Annotated in this window: 15 protein-coding genes, 1 tRNA gene and 1 pseudogene; 5 read left to right on the forward strand and 12 right to left on the reverse strand. The window is 71.0% G+C overall.

Annotation, left to right across the window (positions count from 1 at the left end; genetic code table 11):
* Positions 1-143: 143 nt before the first annotated feature.
* From ACWEQO_RS09375 to ACWEQO_RS09410, 8 genes and pseudogenes are all read right to left on the reverse strand, one after another.
* Positions 144-383, reverse strand: a pseudogene (locus tag ACWEQO_RS09375) (trypsin-like serine protease); the annotation flags it as partial.
* Positions 384-564: 181 nt separating this feature from the next.
* Complete coding sequence (gene rho, locus ACWEQO_RS09380) at positions 565-2,655, reverse strand: transcription termination factor Rho (RefSeq protein WP_452980771.1); 2,091 nt, start codon at positions 2,653-2,655, stop codon at positions 565-567.
* A 401-nt stretch (positions 2,656-3,056) separates the two neighbouring features.
* Positions 3,057-3,974, reverse strand: coding sequence for a homoserine kinase (gene thrB, locus ACWEQO_RS09385; protein ID WP_361461088.1), 918 nt, complete (start codon positions 3,972-3,974; stop codon positions 3,057-3,059).
* A gap of 426 nt (positions 3,975-4,400) precedes the next feature.
* Positions 4,401-5,459 carry a threonine synthase gene (thrC, locus tag ACWEQO_RS09390; protein ID WP_109378034.1) on the reverse strand — a complete coding sequence of 353 codons (1,059 nt, stop codon included), beginning with the start codon at positions 5,457-5,459 and terminating at the stop codon, positions 4,401-4,403.
* Positions 5,460-5,465: 6 nt separating this feature from the next.
* The gene (locus tag ACWEQO_RS09395; protein ID WP_452980775.1) at positions 5,466-6,758 is read right to left on the reverse strand and encodes a homoserine dehydrogenase; all 1,293 of its coding nucleotides are present in this window, start codon (positions 6,756-6,758) and stop codon (positions 5,466-5,468) included.
* Positions 6,759-6,925: 167 nt separating this feature from the next.
* Positions 6,926-8,317, reverse strand: a complete 1,392-nt coding sequence (gene lysA, locus ACWEQO_RS09400; RefSeq protein ID WP_361461093.1) for a diaminopimelate decarboxylase — start codon at positions 8,315-8,317, stop codon at positions 6,926-6,928.
* 16 nt (positions 8,318-8,333) lie between these two features.
* On the reverse strand, positions 8,334-9,428 hold the full coding sequence (gene nrtL / locus ACWEQO_RS09405; RefSeq protein WP_452980778.1) for an ArgS-related anticodon-binding protein NrtL: 1,095 nt from the start codon (positions 9,426-9,428) through the stop codon (positions 8,334-8,336).
* Between the two features lie 84 nt (positions 9,429-9,512).
* On the reverse strand, positions 9,513-10,025 hold the full coding sequence (locus ACWEQO_RS09410; protein ID WP_452980781.1) for a response regulator: 513 nt from the start codon (positions 10,023-10,025) through the stop codon (positions 9,513-9,515).
* A 120-nt stretch (positions 10,026-10,145) separates the two neighbouring features.
* On the opposite strand from ACWEQO_RS09410, the gene ACWEQO_RS09415 reads away from it, so the two are divergent.
* Positions 10,146-10,217, forward strand: a tRNA-Arg gene (locus ACWEQO_RS09415).
* 80 nt (positions 10,218-10,297) lie between these two features.
* Here ACWEQO_RS09415 and ACWEQO_RS09420 read toward each other — a convergent pair.
* Entirely contained in the window at positions 10,298-10,681 is a 384-nt protein-coding gene (locus tag ACWEQO_RS09420; protein WP_452980784.1) for a DUF6083 domain-containing protein, read from the reverse strand.
* A gap of 195 nt (positions 10,682-10,876) precedes the next feature.
* Positions 10,877-11,065, reverse strand: a complete 189-nt coding sequence (locus ACWEQO_RS09425) for a hypothetical protein (protein ID WP_452980786.1) — start codon at positions 11,063-11,065, stop codon at positions 10,877-10,879.
* Positions 11,066-11,244: 179 nt separating this feature from the next.
* Between ACWEQO_RS09425 and ACWEQO_RS09430 the strand changes: the two genes are divergently transcribed.
* Entirely contained in the window at positions 11,245-11,466 is a 222-nt protein-coding gene (locus ACWEQO_RS09430; protein WP_361456780.1) for a hypothetical protein, read from the forward strand.
* A 651-nt stretch (positions 11,467-12,117) separates the two neighbouring features.
* Here the strand turns inward: ACWEQO_RS09430 and ACWEQO_RS09435 are convergent.
* A complete protein-coding gene (locus ACWEQO_RS09435; protein WP_361456777.1) occupies positions 12,118-12,489 on the reverse strand; it encodes a cupin domain-containing protein in 372 nt (123 codons plus the stop codon).
* Positions 12,490-12,538: 49 nt separating this feature from the next.
* Here ACWEQO_RS09435 and ACWEQO_RS09440 point away from each other — a divergent pair, with 49 nt between their 5' ends.
* The 3 genes from ACWEQO_RS09440 to ACWEQO_RS09450 all read left to right on the forward strand — a co-directional run bounded on the left by ACWEQO_RS09440 (position 12,539) and on the right by ACWEQO_RS09450 (position 14,200).
* Positions 12,539-13,363 (forward strand): helix-turn-helix domain-containing protein, encoded by an 825-nt coding sequence (locus ACWEQO_RS09440; RefSeq protein ID WP_452980789.1) that lies wholly within the window; start codon positions 12,539-12,541, stop codon positions 13,361-13,363.
* Positions 13,364-13,526: 163 nt separating this feature from the next.
* A complete protein-coding gene (locus ACWEQO_RS09445; protein WP_361456765.1) occupies positions 13,527-13,790 on the forward strand; it encodes a CopG family transcriptional regulator in 264 nt (87 codons plus the stop codon).
* Entirely contained in the window at positions 13,787-14,200 is a 414-nt protein-coding gene (locus tag ACWEQO_RS09450) for a PIN domain-containing protein (RefSeq protein WP_361456762.1), read from the forward strand. Before ACWEQO_RS09445 ends, ACWEQO_RS09450 begins: the two co-directional genes overlap by 4 nt.
* Positions 14,201-14,307: 107 nt before the next feature.
* Here ACWEQO_RS09450 and ACWEQO_RS09455 read toward each other — a convergent pair whose 3' ends face one another.
* Positions 14,308-15,849 carry a M28 family metallopeptidase gene (locus tag ACWEQO_RS09455; RefSeq protein WP_361456759.1) on the reverse strand — a complete coding sequence of 514 codons (1,542 nt, stop codon included), beginning with the start codon at positions 15,847-15,849 and terminating at the stop codon, positions 14,308-14,310.
* Positions 15,850-16,158: the final 309 nt, after the last annotated feature.

Here is a 16,158-nt window from a genome sequence, read left to right on the forward strand (position 1 = left end):
GAACCGGCGAGGCCGGCGCCGATCGCCACGGCACGTTCGGCGGCGGCGGCCTCGGTGACCAGGACCGGGTTCAGCGAGCCCAGCTCGCCGCCCGGCGGGACGGCGGGCGGCGGGACGGCGGGCGGCGGGGGTGCTCCGCTCCGTCAGCCGAAGATGCCGTACTGCTGGAAACCGGTACCGACGGAGATCCTGGTGGCGAAGATCTCGCTCGTGGCCTTCCCGGTGCCCTTGTCCAGGTACAAGGACAGGGTGCCGCCGAGGGTGCGGGCCAGGAAGTCGGCCTTGCCGTCGCCGCTGACGTCGCCCACGGCCGCGAAGGGGTTGTAGGTCTCGTTGCTCCGGGTGCGCACCTTGACCCGGCCGGAGAAGGCGCCGGTGCCGGCCGCCTCCGGACATGCGTGCACTCGCGCAAGTCCCCCCTCGGGAACGGAAGTTCGGGTCGTGATGTGAAGATCGGCCCGAAACAGCGCGATCGCACACCTGCCCGAATACGGGCAAAGGGCCGCTCCCCTCGGAGGGGAGCGGCCCTTGTGCCGGACGGAGCCGGGGTGGGCGGGGGTGACGTCAGTCGCCGTTGCCCGGTGTCGGCGTCGTCTTCTGGATCTGCAGCAGGAACTCGGCGTTCGACTTCGTCTGCTTCATCTTGTCGAGGAGCAGTTCGATCGCCTGCTGCGAGTCGAGCGCGTGCAGCACCCGGCGCAGCTTCCAGACGATGGCCAGCTCGTCGCTGCCGAGCAGGATCTCCTCCTTGCGGGTGCCGGACGCGTCGACGTCCACCGCGGGGAAGATGCGCTTGTCGGCGAGCTTCCGGTCGAGCTTGAGCTCCATGTTGCCGGTGCCCTTGAACTCCTCGAAGATCACCTCGTCCATGCGGGACCCGGTGTCCACCAGGGCGGTGGCGAGGATGGTCAGCGAGCCGCCGTCCTCGATGTTGCGGGCCGCACCGAAGAAGCGCTTCGGCGGGTAGAGCGCCGTCGAGTCGACACCACCGGACAGGATGCGGCCGGAGGCCGGGGCGGCGAGGTTGTACGCACGGCCCAGACGGGTGATCGAGTCGAGCAGCACGACGACGTCGTGTCCCAGCTCCACCAGGCGCTTGGCGCGCTCGATGGCGAGTTCGGCGACCGTGGTGTGGTCCTCGGCCGGGCGGTCGAAGGTCGAGGAGATGACCTCGCCCTTCACCGACCGCTGCATGTCGGTGACCTCCTCCGGACGCTCGTCGACGAGGACGACCATCAGGTGGCACTCGGGGTTGTTGTGCGTGATCGCGTTGGCGACCGCCTGCATGATCATGGTCTTGCCGGTCTTCGGCGGGGCCACGATCAGACCGCGCTGGCCCTTGCCGATCGGCGACACGAGGTCGATGATCCGCGTGGTGAGGACACCGGGGTCGGTCTCCAGGCGGAGGCGGTCCTGCGGGTACAGCGGGGTGAGCTTGTTGAACTCCGGTCGGCCGCGGCCGTGTTCGGGCGCCATGCCGTTGACGGAGTCCAGGCGGACCAGCGCGTTGAACTTCTCGCGGCGCTCGCCCTCCTTGGGCTGGCGCACCGCGCCGGTGAGGTGGTCGCCCTTGCGCAGGCCGTTCTTGCGGACCTGGGCGAGGGAGACGTACACGTCGTTCGGACCGGGCAGGTAGCCGGAGGTCCGGATGAACGCGTAGTTGTCGAGGATGTCGAGGATGCCCGCGACCGGGATCAGGACGTCGTCCTCGGCGATCTGCGGCTCGGAGGCGATGTCGTCACGGCCACGGCGACCGCGCCGGTCGCGGTAGCGGCCGCGACGGCCGCGACGGCCTCCGCCGTCGTCGTCGTAACCGTCGTCCTGACGGCCGCCGCCCTGCTGCTGGCTCTGCTGACGACCCTGACCGCCCTGGCTGCCCTGACTGCTCTGGCCTCCCTGACCGCCCTGGGTCTGCTGCTGGTCGTCGCCCCTGTGGCGACGGTCGCCGCGGTCTGCCCGGTGGTCGCTCCGGTCGTTGCGGTCGCGACCGCGGTCACCGCGGTCACGGCGGTCGCGGCGGCGCCCGTCGTGGCCGTCGTGGTCGGACCTGGCGTCGCCCTGCGACTGCTGCGACGGGGCTTCGGTCCTGGCCTCGTCCTTGGGCTCGGTCTTCGCCTCGGCGGCGGTCTTCTCCGTCGCGGCGGCCGGAGCGCCCGCCTCGGCGGTGACGCGGCGGCGGCGCTCGGCGGGAGCGGCCTCGGCGGGGACGGCCTCGGCGGCGGGGGCCTGCTCGGCCGGGGCGGAGGCCTTCGGGGCCGTCTGGCCGGGAATGTCGATCTGCTGCTGGGCCGCGGCGTCCTCGGCGGCGGCCGGCTTCTTCTCGGCGGTCTCACCCGTACGGGTCCGGGAGGTGGCGCGGCGCTTGGGCTTGGCCTCCGCCGCCTCGGCCGGGGCCTCGGTCTTCGGCGCGGCGGCGCCTGCTCCCGCCTGCGCCTCCTTGATGACCTCGATCAGCTGGCTCTTGCGCATACGCGCGGTGCCCCTGATACCGAGGCCCGATGCGACCTGCTGAAGCTCGGCCAGCACCATGCCTTCGAGGCCGGTACCGCGGCGCCGCCGGGAGCCGGCACCGCTGGCAGGCGCGGAAGCGTCCGTGGCGGGCGCGGCAGCGGTCTCCTCGACACGTGCGCCCATCAGATCGGTGGTGTCGCTCACGAAGGGTCCTTCCCTGGAGCGGACGTCGGCCTGTCTGGCTCGGCGACCGGTTGTGCTGTCCGGCTTCGGTCCTTACTGGGCGAACCGTGCCGGGGCGGTTGTCCGCCGGAACGGCGGGAGAAATTTCTGGTGATGGCGCTTGCCGAGCCGTGACATCCAGTGTCACGTGGCGCGGTCGCACCGGTTCCGGAGCGTGCTCGGGGGGCCGTTCAGTGTCCGCGTGCGCCGTACTGTGCGCGTACGGCGCAGAGAACACGGTGTGGCTTGGGGAGCTCCCGGAAGAATGTCTGTCCCGAACGGGGACACGAGGCACCTCGCCGTGGTGGGGGCGGGTGCAGACTTGAGGTTAACACTACCGGATCCAACAAACATTCCCCCTCTCCTCATCCGGCAACCGTGTGTCAGGCGGCAAGCGGAAGCACGCTCGCTCCCTGCAGATCGAGACGGAGCCGGTTGGCGGCCCAGTCGGCACCGGCCAGGGCTTCGACCTTGTCGGCGGTGTCGGCGTCGGCCAGCGCCATGACGGTGGGCCCGGCGCCGGAGATCACCGCGGGGACGCCGTCCGCGCGCAGCCGCTCCACCAGCGCCGCGCTCTCGGGCATGGCCGGGGCCCGGTAGTCCTGGTGCAGACGGTCCTCGGTGGCGGGCAGCAGCAGTTCGGGACGCCTGGTCAGAGCCTCGACGAGCAGGGCGGCACGGCCCGCGTTGGCGGCGGCGTCGACGTGCGGCACGGTACGCGGCAGCAGGCCGCGGGCGGTCTCGGTGAGGACCGGTTTGCCCGGTACGAAGACCACCGGGACGATCGATTCGGCGGGTTCCAGCCTGATCGCGCGGGCCACGCCGCCCTCCATCCAGGAGAGGCTGAAGCCGCCCAGCAGGCAGGCCGCGACGTTGTCGGGGTGGCCCTCGATCTCGGTGGCGAGTTCGAGCAGCGCGGTGTCGTCGAGCCTGGCCTCGGCGCCTATGGTCACGGCGCGGGCGGCGACTATGCCGGCGCAGATGGCGGCCGAGGAGGACCCCAGGCCCCGGCCGTGCGGGATGCGGTTGGCGCAGACGATCTCCAGGCCGCGCGGCTGTCCGCCCAGCAGATCGAAGGCGGTGCGCAGGGAGCGTACGAGCAGGTGGCTCTCGTCGCGCGGGAGGGTCTCGCTGCCCTCACCGGCGATGTCGATGTGCAGCCCGGCGTCGGCCACCCGGACGACCACGTCGTCGTACAGGCCCAGCGCGAGGCCCAGGGCGTCGAAGCCCGGACCGAGGTTGGCGCTGGTGGCGGGGACGCGCACCCGGACGGCGGCGGCGCGGAAGGCGGGACCGGCCATCGCTCGTTGACTCTCCTTGAGCTGGTGACTGTCGTTGGATCTGGGCGACTGTCGATTGAGCTGGTGACTGTCGAATGACATTCGACGACGTACGAACCCCCGAGATCGCCGCCGGCCAGGGTGGCCGGCCGCTTTCCGCGCCTCTCGGGGTCGCTTCCGGACCACGGAGACGACGCGGTACCGCGGCATATGCGGCGGGTGGGTTGAGTACAGCCTATCGAAGGACGGTTCCGTGTCGACATAGGGCGCACGGGAGGCGCACGATGCGTGTCGTAAGCCCCCTGTGCACCCCCCGTGAGGGACTTCCCCGGGCAAGCGCCCTCTTACGCCCTTCCTGCCGTCCGATACGGCGGCCGTGGAGCGCGGAGGGCGCCGAAGGGGCGCGCGGGGCCCGCTGCCCCCGCCGCCCCCGCCCCCTCGGCCCGGTCAGACCAGCCCGAGCCGTTCGGCGGCCGCGGCGGCGTCCACCGGGACGGTGACCGGCTGCGGGGCGCCGGCCACGGCCCAGTCCGGGTCCTTCAGACCGTTGCCGGTGACGGTGCACACGATCTTCTGCCCCGGGTCGACCTTGCCCTGCTCGGCGGCCTTCAGCAGACCGGCGACCGACGCGGCGGACGCGGGCTCGACGAAGACGCCCTCCTGCGAGGCCAACAGTCGGTAGGCGCGCAGGATCTCACGGTCCGTCACCTCGTCGATGAGGCCGCCGGACTCGTCCCGCGCGGCGAGCGCGTACTGCCACGAGGCCGGGTTGCCGATCCGGATGGCGGTGGCGATGGTCGCCGGGTCCTTGACGACCTCGCCGCGCACGATCGGGGCACTGCCGGAGGCCTGGAAGCCCCACATGCGCGGAGTCCGGGTGGCCACCCCGTCGGCGGCGTACTCCCGGTAGCCCTTCCAATAGGCGGTGATGTTGCCCGCGTTGCCCACCGGGAGGACGTGGATGTCGGGGGCGTCGCCGAGCATGTCCACGATCTCGAAGGCGGCCGTCTTCTGCCCCTCTATGCGCACCGGGTTGACCGAATTGACCAGCGCCACGGGGTAGTTGTCGCTGAGCGCACGGGCGAGGGTGAGGCAGTCGTCGAAGTTGCCGTCGACCTGGAGGATCTTCGCCCCGTGCACCAGGGCCTGGCCCATCTTGCCGAGCGCGATCTTGCCCTGCGGCACGAGCACCGCGGAGACCATCCCGGCGCGCACCCCGTAGGCGGCGGCGGAGGCGGAGGTGTTGCCGGTGGAGGCGCAGATGACGGCCTGCGCGCCCTCCTCCTTGGCCTTGGAGATGGCCATGGTCATCCCCCGGTCCTTGAAGGACCCGGTCGGGTTGGCGCCCTCGACCTTGAGGTGGACCTCGCAGCCCGTGCGCTCGGAGAGCACCTGCGCGGGCACGAGCGGCGTACCGCCCTCACGGAGCGTCACGACCGGCGTGGTGTCGGCGACCGGCAGCCGGTCCCGGTACTCCTCGATGATTCCGCGCCACTGGTGGGTCATTGCTGCTTACTCTCCTTCAACCCGCATGATGCTGGCGACACCGCGCACGGTGTCGAGCTTGCGCAGCGCCTCGACGGTGCCGCCGAGGGCCGCGTCGGACGCACGGTGGGTGACGACGACGAGGGATGCCTCCCCGTCCTTGCCCTGCTGGCGGACCGTGTCGATCGAGACGCCGTGCTCCGCGAACACGGTCGCGACCTGAGCGAGGACGCCCGGCTTGTCGGCCACGTCGAGGCTGATGTGGTAGCGCGTGACGACCTCGCCCATCGGCGAGACGGGCAGCGCCGCGTAGGCGGACTCGCCCGGTCCGGTGGCCCCGCCCAGCCGGTTGCGGCAGACGGCGACGAGGTCGCCGAGCACCGCGGAGGCGGTGGGCGCCCCGCCGGCCCCGGGCCCGTAGAACATCAGCTGCCCGGCGGCCTCCGCCTCCACGAACACGGCGTTGTAGGCGCCGCGCACCGAGGCCAGCGGGTGGGTGAGCGGGATCATCGCCGGATGCACGCGCGCGGTGACGGAGGCGCCGTCCCCGGCCCGCTCGCAGATGGCGAGCAGCTTGATGGTGCAGCCCATCTCCTTCGCCGAGGCGATGTCGGCGGCGGTGACCTCGGTCATGCCCTCGCGGTGGACGTCGTCGAGCCGCACCCGCGTGTGGAAGGCGAGTCCGGCGAGGATGGCGGCCTTGGCGGCGGCGTCGAAGCCCTCGACGTCGGCGGTGGGGTCGGCTTCCGCGTACCCGAGGGCGGTGGCCTCGTCGAGCGCCTCCTGGTAGCCGGCGCCGGTGGTGTCCATGGCGTCGAGGATGAAGTTCGTCGTCCCGTTGACGATGCCGAGCACCCGGTTGACCTTGTCGCCCGCGAGCGACTCGCGCAGCGGCCGGATCAGCGGGATGGCGCCGGCGACGGCGGCCTCGTAGTAGAGGTCCTTGCCGTGCTCCTCGGCGACGGCGTGCATCGCGGTGCCGTCCTGGGCGAGCAGCGCCTTGTTCGCGGAGACCACGGACGCGCCGTGCGCGAAGGCGGTGGTGATCAGCGTCCGCGCGGGCTCGATCCCGCCGATGACCTCGACGACGACGTCGAGGTCGCCCCGTTTGACCAGGGCGGTGGCGTCGGTGGTGACCAGCTCGGCCGGGATGCCCTCCCGTACCCGGTCGGGGCGCCGCACGGCGACCCCGGCGAGTTCCACCGGGGCGCCGATGCGGGCGGCGAGGTCATCGGCCTGCGTCGTCATGATGCGCGCCACCTCTGAGCCGACCACTCCACAGCCCAGCAGCGCCACCTTCAGCGGACGCGTACGCATCATCCGACCTCGTTTCCCGATTACCGTCTCGATTGCACCAGTCTCACTCACCGGACGGAAGTTTCTGCCCTTTGTCCGGATCGTGAGACATCAATTTCATTGCGGAGCCTGCGAGGACCGAAGATCTTCCACCTCGCGTCTCCTCTCCTGCCCCTTGCCCCACTCGTACCTCACCCGACGTCGAGGCGGAGGAGGTCCTCCTCGGTCTCGCGCCGGACGATCACCCGCGCCTCGCCGTTCGCGACGGCGACGACGGGCGGGCGGAGAACGTGGTTGTAGTTGCTGGCCATCGACCGGCAGTACGCCCCGGTGGCCGGTACGGCGATCAGGTCGCCCGGCGCCAGGTCCGCCGGCAGGAAGGCGTCGCGCACCACGATGTCCCCGCTCTCGCAATGCTTGCCGACGACCCGGCTGAGCATCGGCTCGGCGTCGGAGCGGCGGGAGACGAGGGCGACGCTGTACTCGGCGTCGTACAGCGCGGTGCGGATGTTGTCCGACATCCCGCCGTCGACGGAGACGTAGGTGCGCAGGCCGTCCAGCGGCTTGACGGTGCCGACCTCGTACACCGTGAAGGCGGTCGGCCCGACGATGGCGCGTCCCGGCTCCACGGAGATGCGCGGGACGCCGAGGCGGGCGGCCTCGCACTCCCGGGTGACGATCTCGGTCAGCGCCTTGGCGATCTCGTGCGGCTCGCGGGGGTCGTCGTCGCTGGTGTAGGCGATGCCGAGGCCGCCCCCGAGGTCGATCTCGGGCAGCTCGACGCCGTGCTCGTCGCGGACCTCCTTGAGCAGCCCGACCACCCGGTGGGCGGCGACCTCGAACCCGGACATGTCGAAGATCTGCGACCCGATGTGGCTGTGGATGCCGATGAGCTCCAGCCCGTCCAGCCGGAGCGCCCGCCGCACGGCCTCGGCGGCCTGCCCGCCGGCGAGCGGGATCCCGAACTTCTGGTCCTCGTGGGCGGTGGCGATGAACTCGTGCGTGTGCGCCTCGACGCCGACGGTGATCCGGATCTGCACCCGCTGCCGGGTGCCGAGCGACTGCGCGATGTGCGCGACCCGGACGATCTCCTGGAAGGAGTCGAGCACGATCCGCCCGACACCGGCCTCGACGGCCCGGCGGATCTCCGCCACGGACTTGTTGTTGCCGTGGAAGGCGATCCGGTCGGCGGGCATACCGGCGGACAGGGCGGTGGCCAGTTCCCCGCCGGAGCAGACGTCGAGGTTCAGCCCCTCCTCGTCGAGCCACCGCACGACGGCCCGGGAGAGGAACGCCTTGCCGGCGTAGAACACGTCGGCGTCGTTCCCGAAGGCGGTGCGCCAGGCCCGCGCGCGGGCGCGGAAGTCGGTCTCGTCGAGGATGTAGGCGGGGGTGCCGTACTCCTCGGCGAGCCGCGTGACGGGGATCCCGCCGACGGTGACCACACCGTCCTCGTCACGGTCGACGGTCTGCGCCCACACCTTCGGGTCGAGGGCGTTGAGATCGGCGGGGGGCGCGGAGTAGTGCCCCTCGGGGAGGACGTCGGCGTAGCGGGGTCCGGCGGGGTGTGCGGAACGGCTCATTTCTTCGCGTGCTCTTTCACAGGTGGTCGGGTGCGTCGATGCCGAGCAGGGACAGGCCGCCAGCCAGCACCGTCCCGGCGGCTTCGGCGAGCGCGAGCCGGGCGCGGTGGGCGGCCGAGGGTTTCTCCTCACCGAGGGGCAGCACGGCGGGGAGCAGGGGCTGCGTGGCGTCGGCGACGGTGACGAGGTGCCGGGCGAGCCGGTCGGGGGCCCGGTGCCGGGCGGCGGCGGCCAGGACGCGGGGGTGGTCGGCGAGGGCGGCGAGCAGGGGCCGGGCTCCGCTCACGTCGGCGGGGCCGGGCTCGGGAGCGAACCCGAGGTCGGCGGCGTTGCGCAGGAGGGCACGGGTGCGGGCGTGGGCGTAGCGCACCCGGAAGAGGGGGTTGCCCTCCCGCTGGACCAGGTGCTCCCCGGTGATCCGGGGCCGGTCGTGCGAGGCGGGCCTGAGCAGCGCCCACCGCGCGGCGTCCCGGCCGAGGGGCAGGGGGTCGCCGGGAGCGGGCACGGGCCGGACGTCGACCCGGGGGGCGTCGTACGGGTCATCGTCGCCGACGCCGTCGACGACGACCCCCAGGTCGCCCAGAACGGCATCCCACTCGGACGCGGAGGGCGATGCGTCACACCTGGTCCGCACCGCCGCACCCTGGGACCGCAGGATGCGGGCGAGGGCGTCGACCTGCACCAGGGCACGCACCTCGGCGGCCCCGTGCAGCAGCACCCGCTCCCCACTCATGCCGTCCCGATGCCCGTAAGGAGTGGCACCGGCGCTCCTCGTCCGCAGGATCTCCTCCACGAGGGCGACGGGAGCGGCCCCCCGCAGACTGATGTTGATGAACCCGGGCCCGGTGACGACGACGTCGCTGATGCCGCCGTTCCGGCCGTCCGGGCCGTCCTGAAGGAGCCGGGCCCGCAGCACCTCGGCGACGTGCCGGGGCGTGTGCCCGGCCGGGCCCGCCAGCTGAAGCGCGATGTTGGTGGCGTACTCCCCGCATCCCCCGGGCCCCGGCGGCGCGACGGCGACCCGCTCGGGAACGGCCACCCGCAGTTCCCCTTCGTCGACAGCACGACGCACCGCGTGCAGCACGGTGCGGGAGAGCTCGACGGGGGTCACGGGACCAGCGTATGGGAGGAGGGGGGTGGGTGGGCGAGCCGTTTCCCCGGGAGTCCGCCATGTGGACGTCTTACCGGACAGGCCCTACCCCCCGGCGTGCCCGGCAGCCCGCTCGGCGCCCCCGACCCCACGGCCGCCGCCCCTGCCCCCGTCGGCCCCGTTCCCCCCGCATCGCCGCTGCTCGATCAACTGCCCGACGATCCGTACGAGTTCACTGGGCTCGAAGGGCTTGGCGAGGAAGGCGTCGACCCCGACCTGGAGCCCGTTCTCGACCTCGTACTGGCTGCAGGCGCTGACGATGGCGAGCGGAAGCTCACGGGTACGGGGATCGGAACGCAACCGGGCCGCCGTCCTGAGCCCGTCCAGCCGCGGCATGGCGACATCGAGGGTGACGAGGTCGGGCCGCACCTGATGGACGACTTCCAGACACTCGGCACCATCGGCCGCGGTCACGACCTCGATGCCCTCAAGCTCGAGATTGACCCTGATCAACTGCCGGATGACCTTGTTGTCGTCCACAACAAGAACCCGGCGCGACGCCCCTGGCACAACTCGAGAGTAGGTCGAGACCGGCCACCGCGTCCGCGTTTTCCGCACTTCCACCCCCAGGGGTGCCCCGCGGGCCCCCAGGGTGACGCCCTCCGGGAAACGGGTTCCTACCCACCCCTCCAGAACTGGTACTGTTCTACCCGTCGCCGCGATCACCGCAACCGACACGCCCCCGTAGCTCAGGGGATAGAGCAACGGCCTCCGGAGCCGTGTGCGCAGGTTCGAATCCTGCCGGGGGCACACTGTGCAAGTGTGCCCAAGACCCCGTCACCAGCGGAAACGCTGAGGCCGGGGTCTTCGCGTATGTGCAGGCGGGTGCGTCAGCCGGCGTTCGGCCACTCCTCAGGGGGCGGAGGCGGCGCCGGGGCGTTCCGCCGCTCCACTCGCCGTGCGTTCTCCCCTCGCAGGCTCGTCAGCCACGGCCACAGATCCGGCAGAGGCCGTGCCGGGCAGGCGAGACCGTGCGCGACGCGGCACCGCTGGAACTGATCCGGCGGACACACCCCGTAGACCGTCACCCGCCCGTCGAACAGCTCGATCCACCGATGCTCCGGCGGCACCGTATGGGCCGGCGGGCGCATGTCCGGCTCCAGCAGCACCCAGTCCTGCTCGAGTGTCGCCACACGGTCCTGCAGCAGCCCGCAGTACGGGCAGCGGGACTGCCCACTGCCCAGTCGCCGCGGCCTCTCTTCCGAATGCCCCATACCGTGAGGGTCGCCAGCCCGTCGGCCCGGGCGTAGAGCGCGAACCGGACGGAACCTCTGGGGCGGCCGTCCGGCGGTGGGACGAGAGGCGATGCGGCAGGCTCAGCGGGCAACCCTCGGCCGACGGCACACGGCCGAGACACGACGAAGCCCCCGAGCCACGCAGGCCGGAGAACTGCGGGCCCACGCGCGTGATCACTCGTGCTCGCGCGGGAATTCCCCGATCTCGCGGTTGACGATCCGACCGGGGACGAGCGCCGGTTCCCGAGCCTGCTTCTTCCCCGTGGTGGGCCGGGTCTCCGTCAGCTCGATACGGCCACGGCGCCCGCCGCAGCCCCGTCGCCCCTGTCGGGCGAGCCTTGCCGTTCGCATGGTGGATGTCATGGCCTCGTCCACCCCCACACAGGGTGACGGTAAGTCATATCACCCTTACGCCTCGTTACTTCACTGCACGTCAGGGGGAGACATACCTCACAGTGGCCCGACATGAAAGCCCACCGATCGCTGCGCGGGTTTCCCGGCGAGAGCAGTAACCGGTGGGCGGGCACCCAGGAGGTACTGCTATGAGTGTGACCTCGGCAAACTCGCTTTCGATCCCCCGACTGCGCGACCGGGCTGCCGTCCTCGTCGTCATCGTGGTCGTCTACGTCCCCGTCGCACAGATCCAAGATGTGCTGACCAGCCTGATCGCGCTGTCGGCGATCCTGGTCTGCGGCTCCGCGGTGAGCGCCGTGTCAGCCCGACGACCGCAGGCGACCGCAGACAGCCACGTGACCGTCGGCTAGCCCCGAAGAGACGTCTCCCCCCGGCCTCCCCTCCCCGGGAAGCCGGGAGAGCCGCCCGCGCCCGGGCGTGCCCGATCGAGCGGGGAACCACAGGGAATACCGGGCGGCCACAGTAGCCGGACACAGAACGGCTCCGATCGAGCACCCGTGCCAGAAGGTCTTGGACGAGGCCTCCTGGCGGACGACAGACCCTGCTCCGGCCTGTCGTCCGCGTCAGGTTCGTCGGCCTCACCCGTCATAACCGGTCCGGCATGTCGTTGCCGACGTACGCGTGCAGACCCGTTTTCACTCCCGAAGCCCCTGCCCGCATCCAGTACTTGATCGCGTCCGCGCCACACCCGCCGGCTCCGCCATGAGACGCACCGATGCCGCTTCTACGGACCGTTGATCCGGCCGACCGCGGTGAGGACGCCTGCCTCGGCGAAGGTCTGCACATCGCGGCTGACCTGCCGGGGAGTTCGGCCCTTCGCTCTTCTCGTAGCGAGAGCGGCACACGTACAGGGCCAGGACCACTTCGTGGAGGACGACGACCTGCCGTTCGCTGAAACCCCAGGGCGTCAGCATGCCGGTCGAGCAGACATGGAACAGGAAGAGTCCAAGAACTCGAGGAGGGAGCGCCTTCCTCCCCTGAACGTGTCCGGCGCCGTGAAGTCAGTACAAGGGCTCGGCGGCTTTGGTCAGTGGCCCACCCTCGTCACCTGTGTTGAGGACTCCTGCCGGTTCCAGCAGCAGGATGGCGGTCTCCTCGTCGGCCACGGGGCAGTGTTCGACGCCGCGGGGCACCACGAACAGCTCGCCCGGTTCGAGCGTGACGTCGCCGTCCCTGAGCTGGATGGTGAGCCGGCCGCTGATGACGAGGAACAGTTCGTCGGTGTCCTCGTGGGTGTGCCAGACGAACTCGCCCTTCAGCTTGGCCAGCTTGACCTCGTAGTCGTTGAGATCGGCTACTTTCTTCTGTGCCCAGAGCTCGTCGAACTGCGAGAGTTTGCGTGCCAGGTTCACGGGTGCATGGGATGTGGTCATGTGATGAGCGTGCCGCCACCGGTCGCCTCTGGTCTTGTACGTTCCTGGCATGACCGGCGACCGGCCCCGAACGCGGACCAGTGCCTGGCGGCCTTCGGTTGCGGGCATCACCGAGGTCTTCCACGCTCACTTCACCGATCACGCCTACCCGGTCCATACCCACGACACGTGGGCCCTGATGATCCTCGACGACGGATCGGTGGACTTCGCCGTCGATCGCCATCGGCATGGAGCCGCCGGCGGGGGCGCGGTCGTTCTGCTGCCGCCCGACGTCCCCCACGACGGGAAGACGGTCAACCCGTCGGGATTCCGCAAGCGCGTGCTCTACCTCGACACTCGTGTCCTTCCGGAACGATGGGCAGGGGCTGCGGTCGACGGCCCGGTTCACGGCGACGGACTGCTGCGCCGTCGCATCCACCAGTTGCACGGAGTCCTCGCCGCCCCGGGAGACGAGTTCGAGGCGGAGTCCCGGCTGGCCCTCGTCCGCGAACGGCTGCTCTTCCATCTCGGTGCCGCGCCCGTCAGGAATCCGGAGCGCGAGGCCGGGCGGCCGGCTGCCGCCCTGCGCGAGCTGCTGGATTCACGCATATCCAGCGGGGTGTCACTGAACGAGGCGGCCTCGATCCTGCACGCACACCCCACCCATCTGATCCGCTGTTTCAAGCAGACATACGGACTGCCTCCGCACACCTACCTCACCGGCAGACGCATCGACCGGGCACGCCGACTCCTGCTCGCCGGTCGGCGGCCGGCCGAGGTCGCCACGATGGTGGGCTTCTACGACCAGGCACACCTGAACCGGCACTTCACCCGCCACCTCAGCGTCACGCCCGCACGCTATGCCGCCTGGCACGGTCGCGGTGCATCAACATGACCGTTCCGCTCCACATGACGTTCCGCTCAGAGGTCGGCAACGATGACGTGCTCAAGCGGTCGGCGCTGCTTCACACGCTGCTGACACTCGGTGGGGCCCTGCGCTTCCGACCGGTTCTTCCGCATTCCCGGCATGCGGGAGGATCGAAGGTAAGATAGGTGGCATGAGTGAGCCTACCGGTAAGTACTCGATCACCATGCCGCGTGACATCGCCGAGGCCGCCAAGGCTCGCAGCGGCCCCTCCGGGCTGTCCGCCTACGTGGCCGCCGCGGTGGCCCGCCAGATCGAACGCGACAATCTCAACGAACTCGTCCAGGTCGCCGAGGCCGAGCACGGGCCCGTCACGGACGAGGAGATCCTGACTCTGCGCGACCAGCTCCACCAGGCCCGGCAGCAGCAGGCGCAGGGTGAGGCGAACGCCGCGTGACCCGCTCCTCAGCCGCCCCCGGCGGCACCCTTGTCCTCGACAGCGAAGGGCTGGCCAAGGCCGTCCTGCGCGACCGCACCGTCACCGGCTGGCTCGCCCTGGCCCGCGCCGACGACCTACGGGTGGTCACTTCCGTGGCCACCCTCGTGGAAGTGATGCACCCGCGGATCAATCGTCCGGCCCTGGAGTGGACCCTGTCCCGTCTCGTCGTCGAACCGGTCACCGATCCCCTTGCCCGGCATGCCGCTGCCCTCCTCGCCGACGCCGGCCTGCACGGTCACAAGTACGCCATCGACGCCATGCTCGGCGCCACCGCCCTCGCCGCCCCCGGCCCGACGACGGTCCTCACCTCGGACCCCGAGGACCTCACCGCCCTGTGCGGCTCCCGCATCACCGTCATCAAGGTCTGACGTCGGCGTCAGGTCGGGGTGCCCGGTCGGGGGTTCCCTCCGTGAGGGGCCTCAGCGGTGAGGGGGAGGGCCGGGTCGTCCGGCCCTCCCCCTGTGTGGGCCGGGAGTTACTCGGTGACCTCGTGGCCGTGGCCCTCGTGCAGGCCGCCGCCGCTGCCCGCCGAGCCCTCGGTGTTCCGCGGCGCCACCGGCTTGCTCAGCGGGCTGGTGTCCCAGGCGTACCGGCCCACCGCGTTGGCGATGACGTCGATGTTGACGTCGAACGCCTTCATGCTGATGTTCTTCAGGTTGTCGCAGGCGGCGTGGTAGCAGGCGTCGTAGGCGACACCGGCCTTGCCGCCGTACGCCTTCGCCTGCTCGGCCGTCTTGATGCCCTCGGCGCCGGTGAAGGTGCCGCCCGAGGGGATGCCCACCTCGATGAACGGCCCGTAGTCCGACCGGCCGGTGAAGTCGGTGCCCTCGTACGGGATGCGCCGGCTGTCCAGGTAGTCGGTGATCTGCCGCTCCAGCTGCGCCGAGCCCTCCGGGCCGGGGCCGGCGCCGACCTGGTCGGAGTCGTCGCCGTCGTAGACGAACTGGGCGTAGTTGGGCGAGGCGATCATGTCGAAGTTCAGGTACAGCTTGATCTTCGCGCGGTCCGCCGCCGAGAGGCTGTCGACGTACGCCTCCGAACCCAGCAGGCCGAACTCCTCGGCCGACCACCAGGCGAAGCGCACCTTGTTCCCGGTCTTCTCGTGGGCGAGGTTCAGGGCCACGTCGAGGATGCCGGCGGAGCCGGAGCCGTTGTCGTTGATGCCCGGGCCGTCCGCCACCGAGTCCAGGTGGGCGCCGAACATCACCACGTTGTCGGCCTTGCCGCCCTTGGTCTCGGCGATCACGTTGTAGGTGCGGCGGGTCTCCGAGAAGGTGCGGATCTCCAGGTTGACGGTCACCTCGCCGGCGGCGGCCTTGGCCGCGAGCGCCTCGCCGTCCGCCTGGGTGACGCCGCCTGCCGGGATCCTGGCGACGGACGGGTCTCCCAGGGTGCCGCTGAGCGCGCCCTCGGTGTTGTTGTAGATGATCGCGCCGACCGCGCCCGCGCCGGCGGCGGCCTCCTGCTTCTCCGCGAAGGTGCAGCCGCCGCGCTTGATCAGCGCGATCTTGCCGGTGAACGTTCCGGAGGCGTAGTCCCCCGGCTCGCAGCCGGTGGTGTCGTCGACCGGCACCGCCGCGACCGGGGCGGTGATGCCGCCGACCGGGCTGCTGGCGGAGTACGTCATGGCGGTCACCGGGACGTCCTGCTGCTGCGGCGACACCACCCGCAGGCTCTGCGCCAGCGTCTCGGTGAACGGGAAGTCGAACGCGTTCCGGGTCACCGAGTACCCGGCCTTCCGCAGCAGGCCTTCGACGTACTCGGCCGACTTCCGGTGTCCCTCCGACCCGGCCACCCGGTTGTTCCCGTTCTTGTCGGCGATCCGCTGGAACTGTCTCAGGTGCTCGTGGGCGTCCTTGGCGTCGCTCTTCTTGACGAGCTTCTTCGCGAGCTTGGCAGCCTCCTTGGCAGGGTCGCTGTGGGCGGAGGCGGTGCCCGAACCGATCAGCAGCAGCGGCGTGATGAGCCCTGCGACGGATACGGCGACTACCGTGGTGCGGCGGTTCCGAGCGTTCAAAGCGCTTCCTTCCGGCGGTCCATGAGGAACGGGCGTAGAACCGAAAACAGGCCGAACGACGTGCGGTGGTGCTCCGGGCAGGCGGGGATGGCTGGTTCGCTCCACCCCTGCCACCGGCAAGGAGAAAGGTATCTGCTCGATAAACGCTTGGTAATGGGTCGACAGGAATCTTCGGCGTCACTGCCACCCGTACGCACGATCGGCCGTCGCTCCGGTGGAGTTGACCGGAAGCCACCGGCGCCGCCCGGCGCCGCACCGGGCACGCGTGCGCCCGTGGCGATGCGTCACCCGGCTGCAGGGTCGGACGGA

The organism is Streptomyces sp. NPDC004051, from assembly GCF_053604275.1.

Coding starts and splice junctions, on each gene's coding strand:
- thrB (WP_361461088.1), bottom strand. CDS start 3,974: ATGGCCGGTCCCGCCTTCCGCGCCGCCGCCGTCCGGGTGCGCGTCCCC.
- thrC (WP_109378034.1), bottom strand. CDS start 5,459: ATGACCCACCAGTGGCGCGGAATCATCGAGGAGTACCGGGACCGGCTG.
- ACWEQO_RS09395 (WP_452980775.1), bottom strand. CDS start 6,758: ATGATGCGTACGCGTCCGCTGAAGGTGGCGCTGCTGGGCTGTGGAGTG.
- lysA (WP_361461093.1), bottom strand. CDS start 8,317: ATGAGCCGTTCCGCACACCCCGCCGGACCCCGCTACGCCGACGTCCTC.
- ACWEQO_RS09420 (WP_452980784.1), bottom strand. CDS start 10,681: ATGGGGCATTCGGAAGAGAGGCCGCGGCGACTGGGCAGTGGGCAGTCC.
- ACWEQO_RS09425 (WP_452980786.1), bottom strand. CDS start 11,065: ATGACATCCACCATGCGAACGGCAAGGCTCGCCCGACAGGGGCGACGG.
- ACWEQO_RS09430 (WP_361456780.1), top strand. CDS start 11,245: ATGAGTGTGACCTCGGCAAACTCGCTTTCGATCCCCCGACTGCGCGAC.
- ACWEQO_RS09435 (WP_361456777.1), bottom strand. CDS start 12,489: ATGACCACATCCCATGCACCCGTGAACCTGGCACGCAAACTCTCGCAG.
- ACWEQO_RS09440 (WP_452980789.1), top strand. CDS start 12,539: ATGACCGGCGACCGGCCCCGAACGCGGACCAGTGCCTGGCGGCCTTCG.
- ACWEQO_RS09445 (WP_361456765.1), top strand. CDS start 13,527: ATGAGTGAGCCTACCGGTAAGTACTCGATCACCATGCCGCGTGACATC.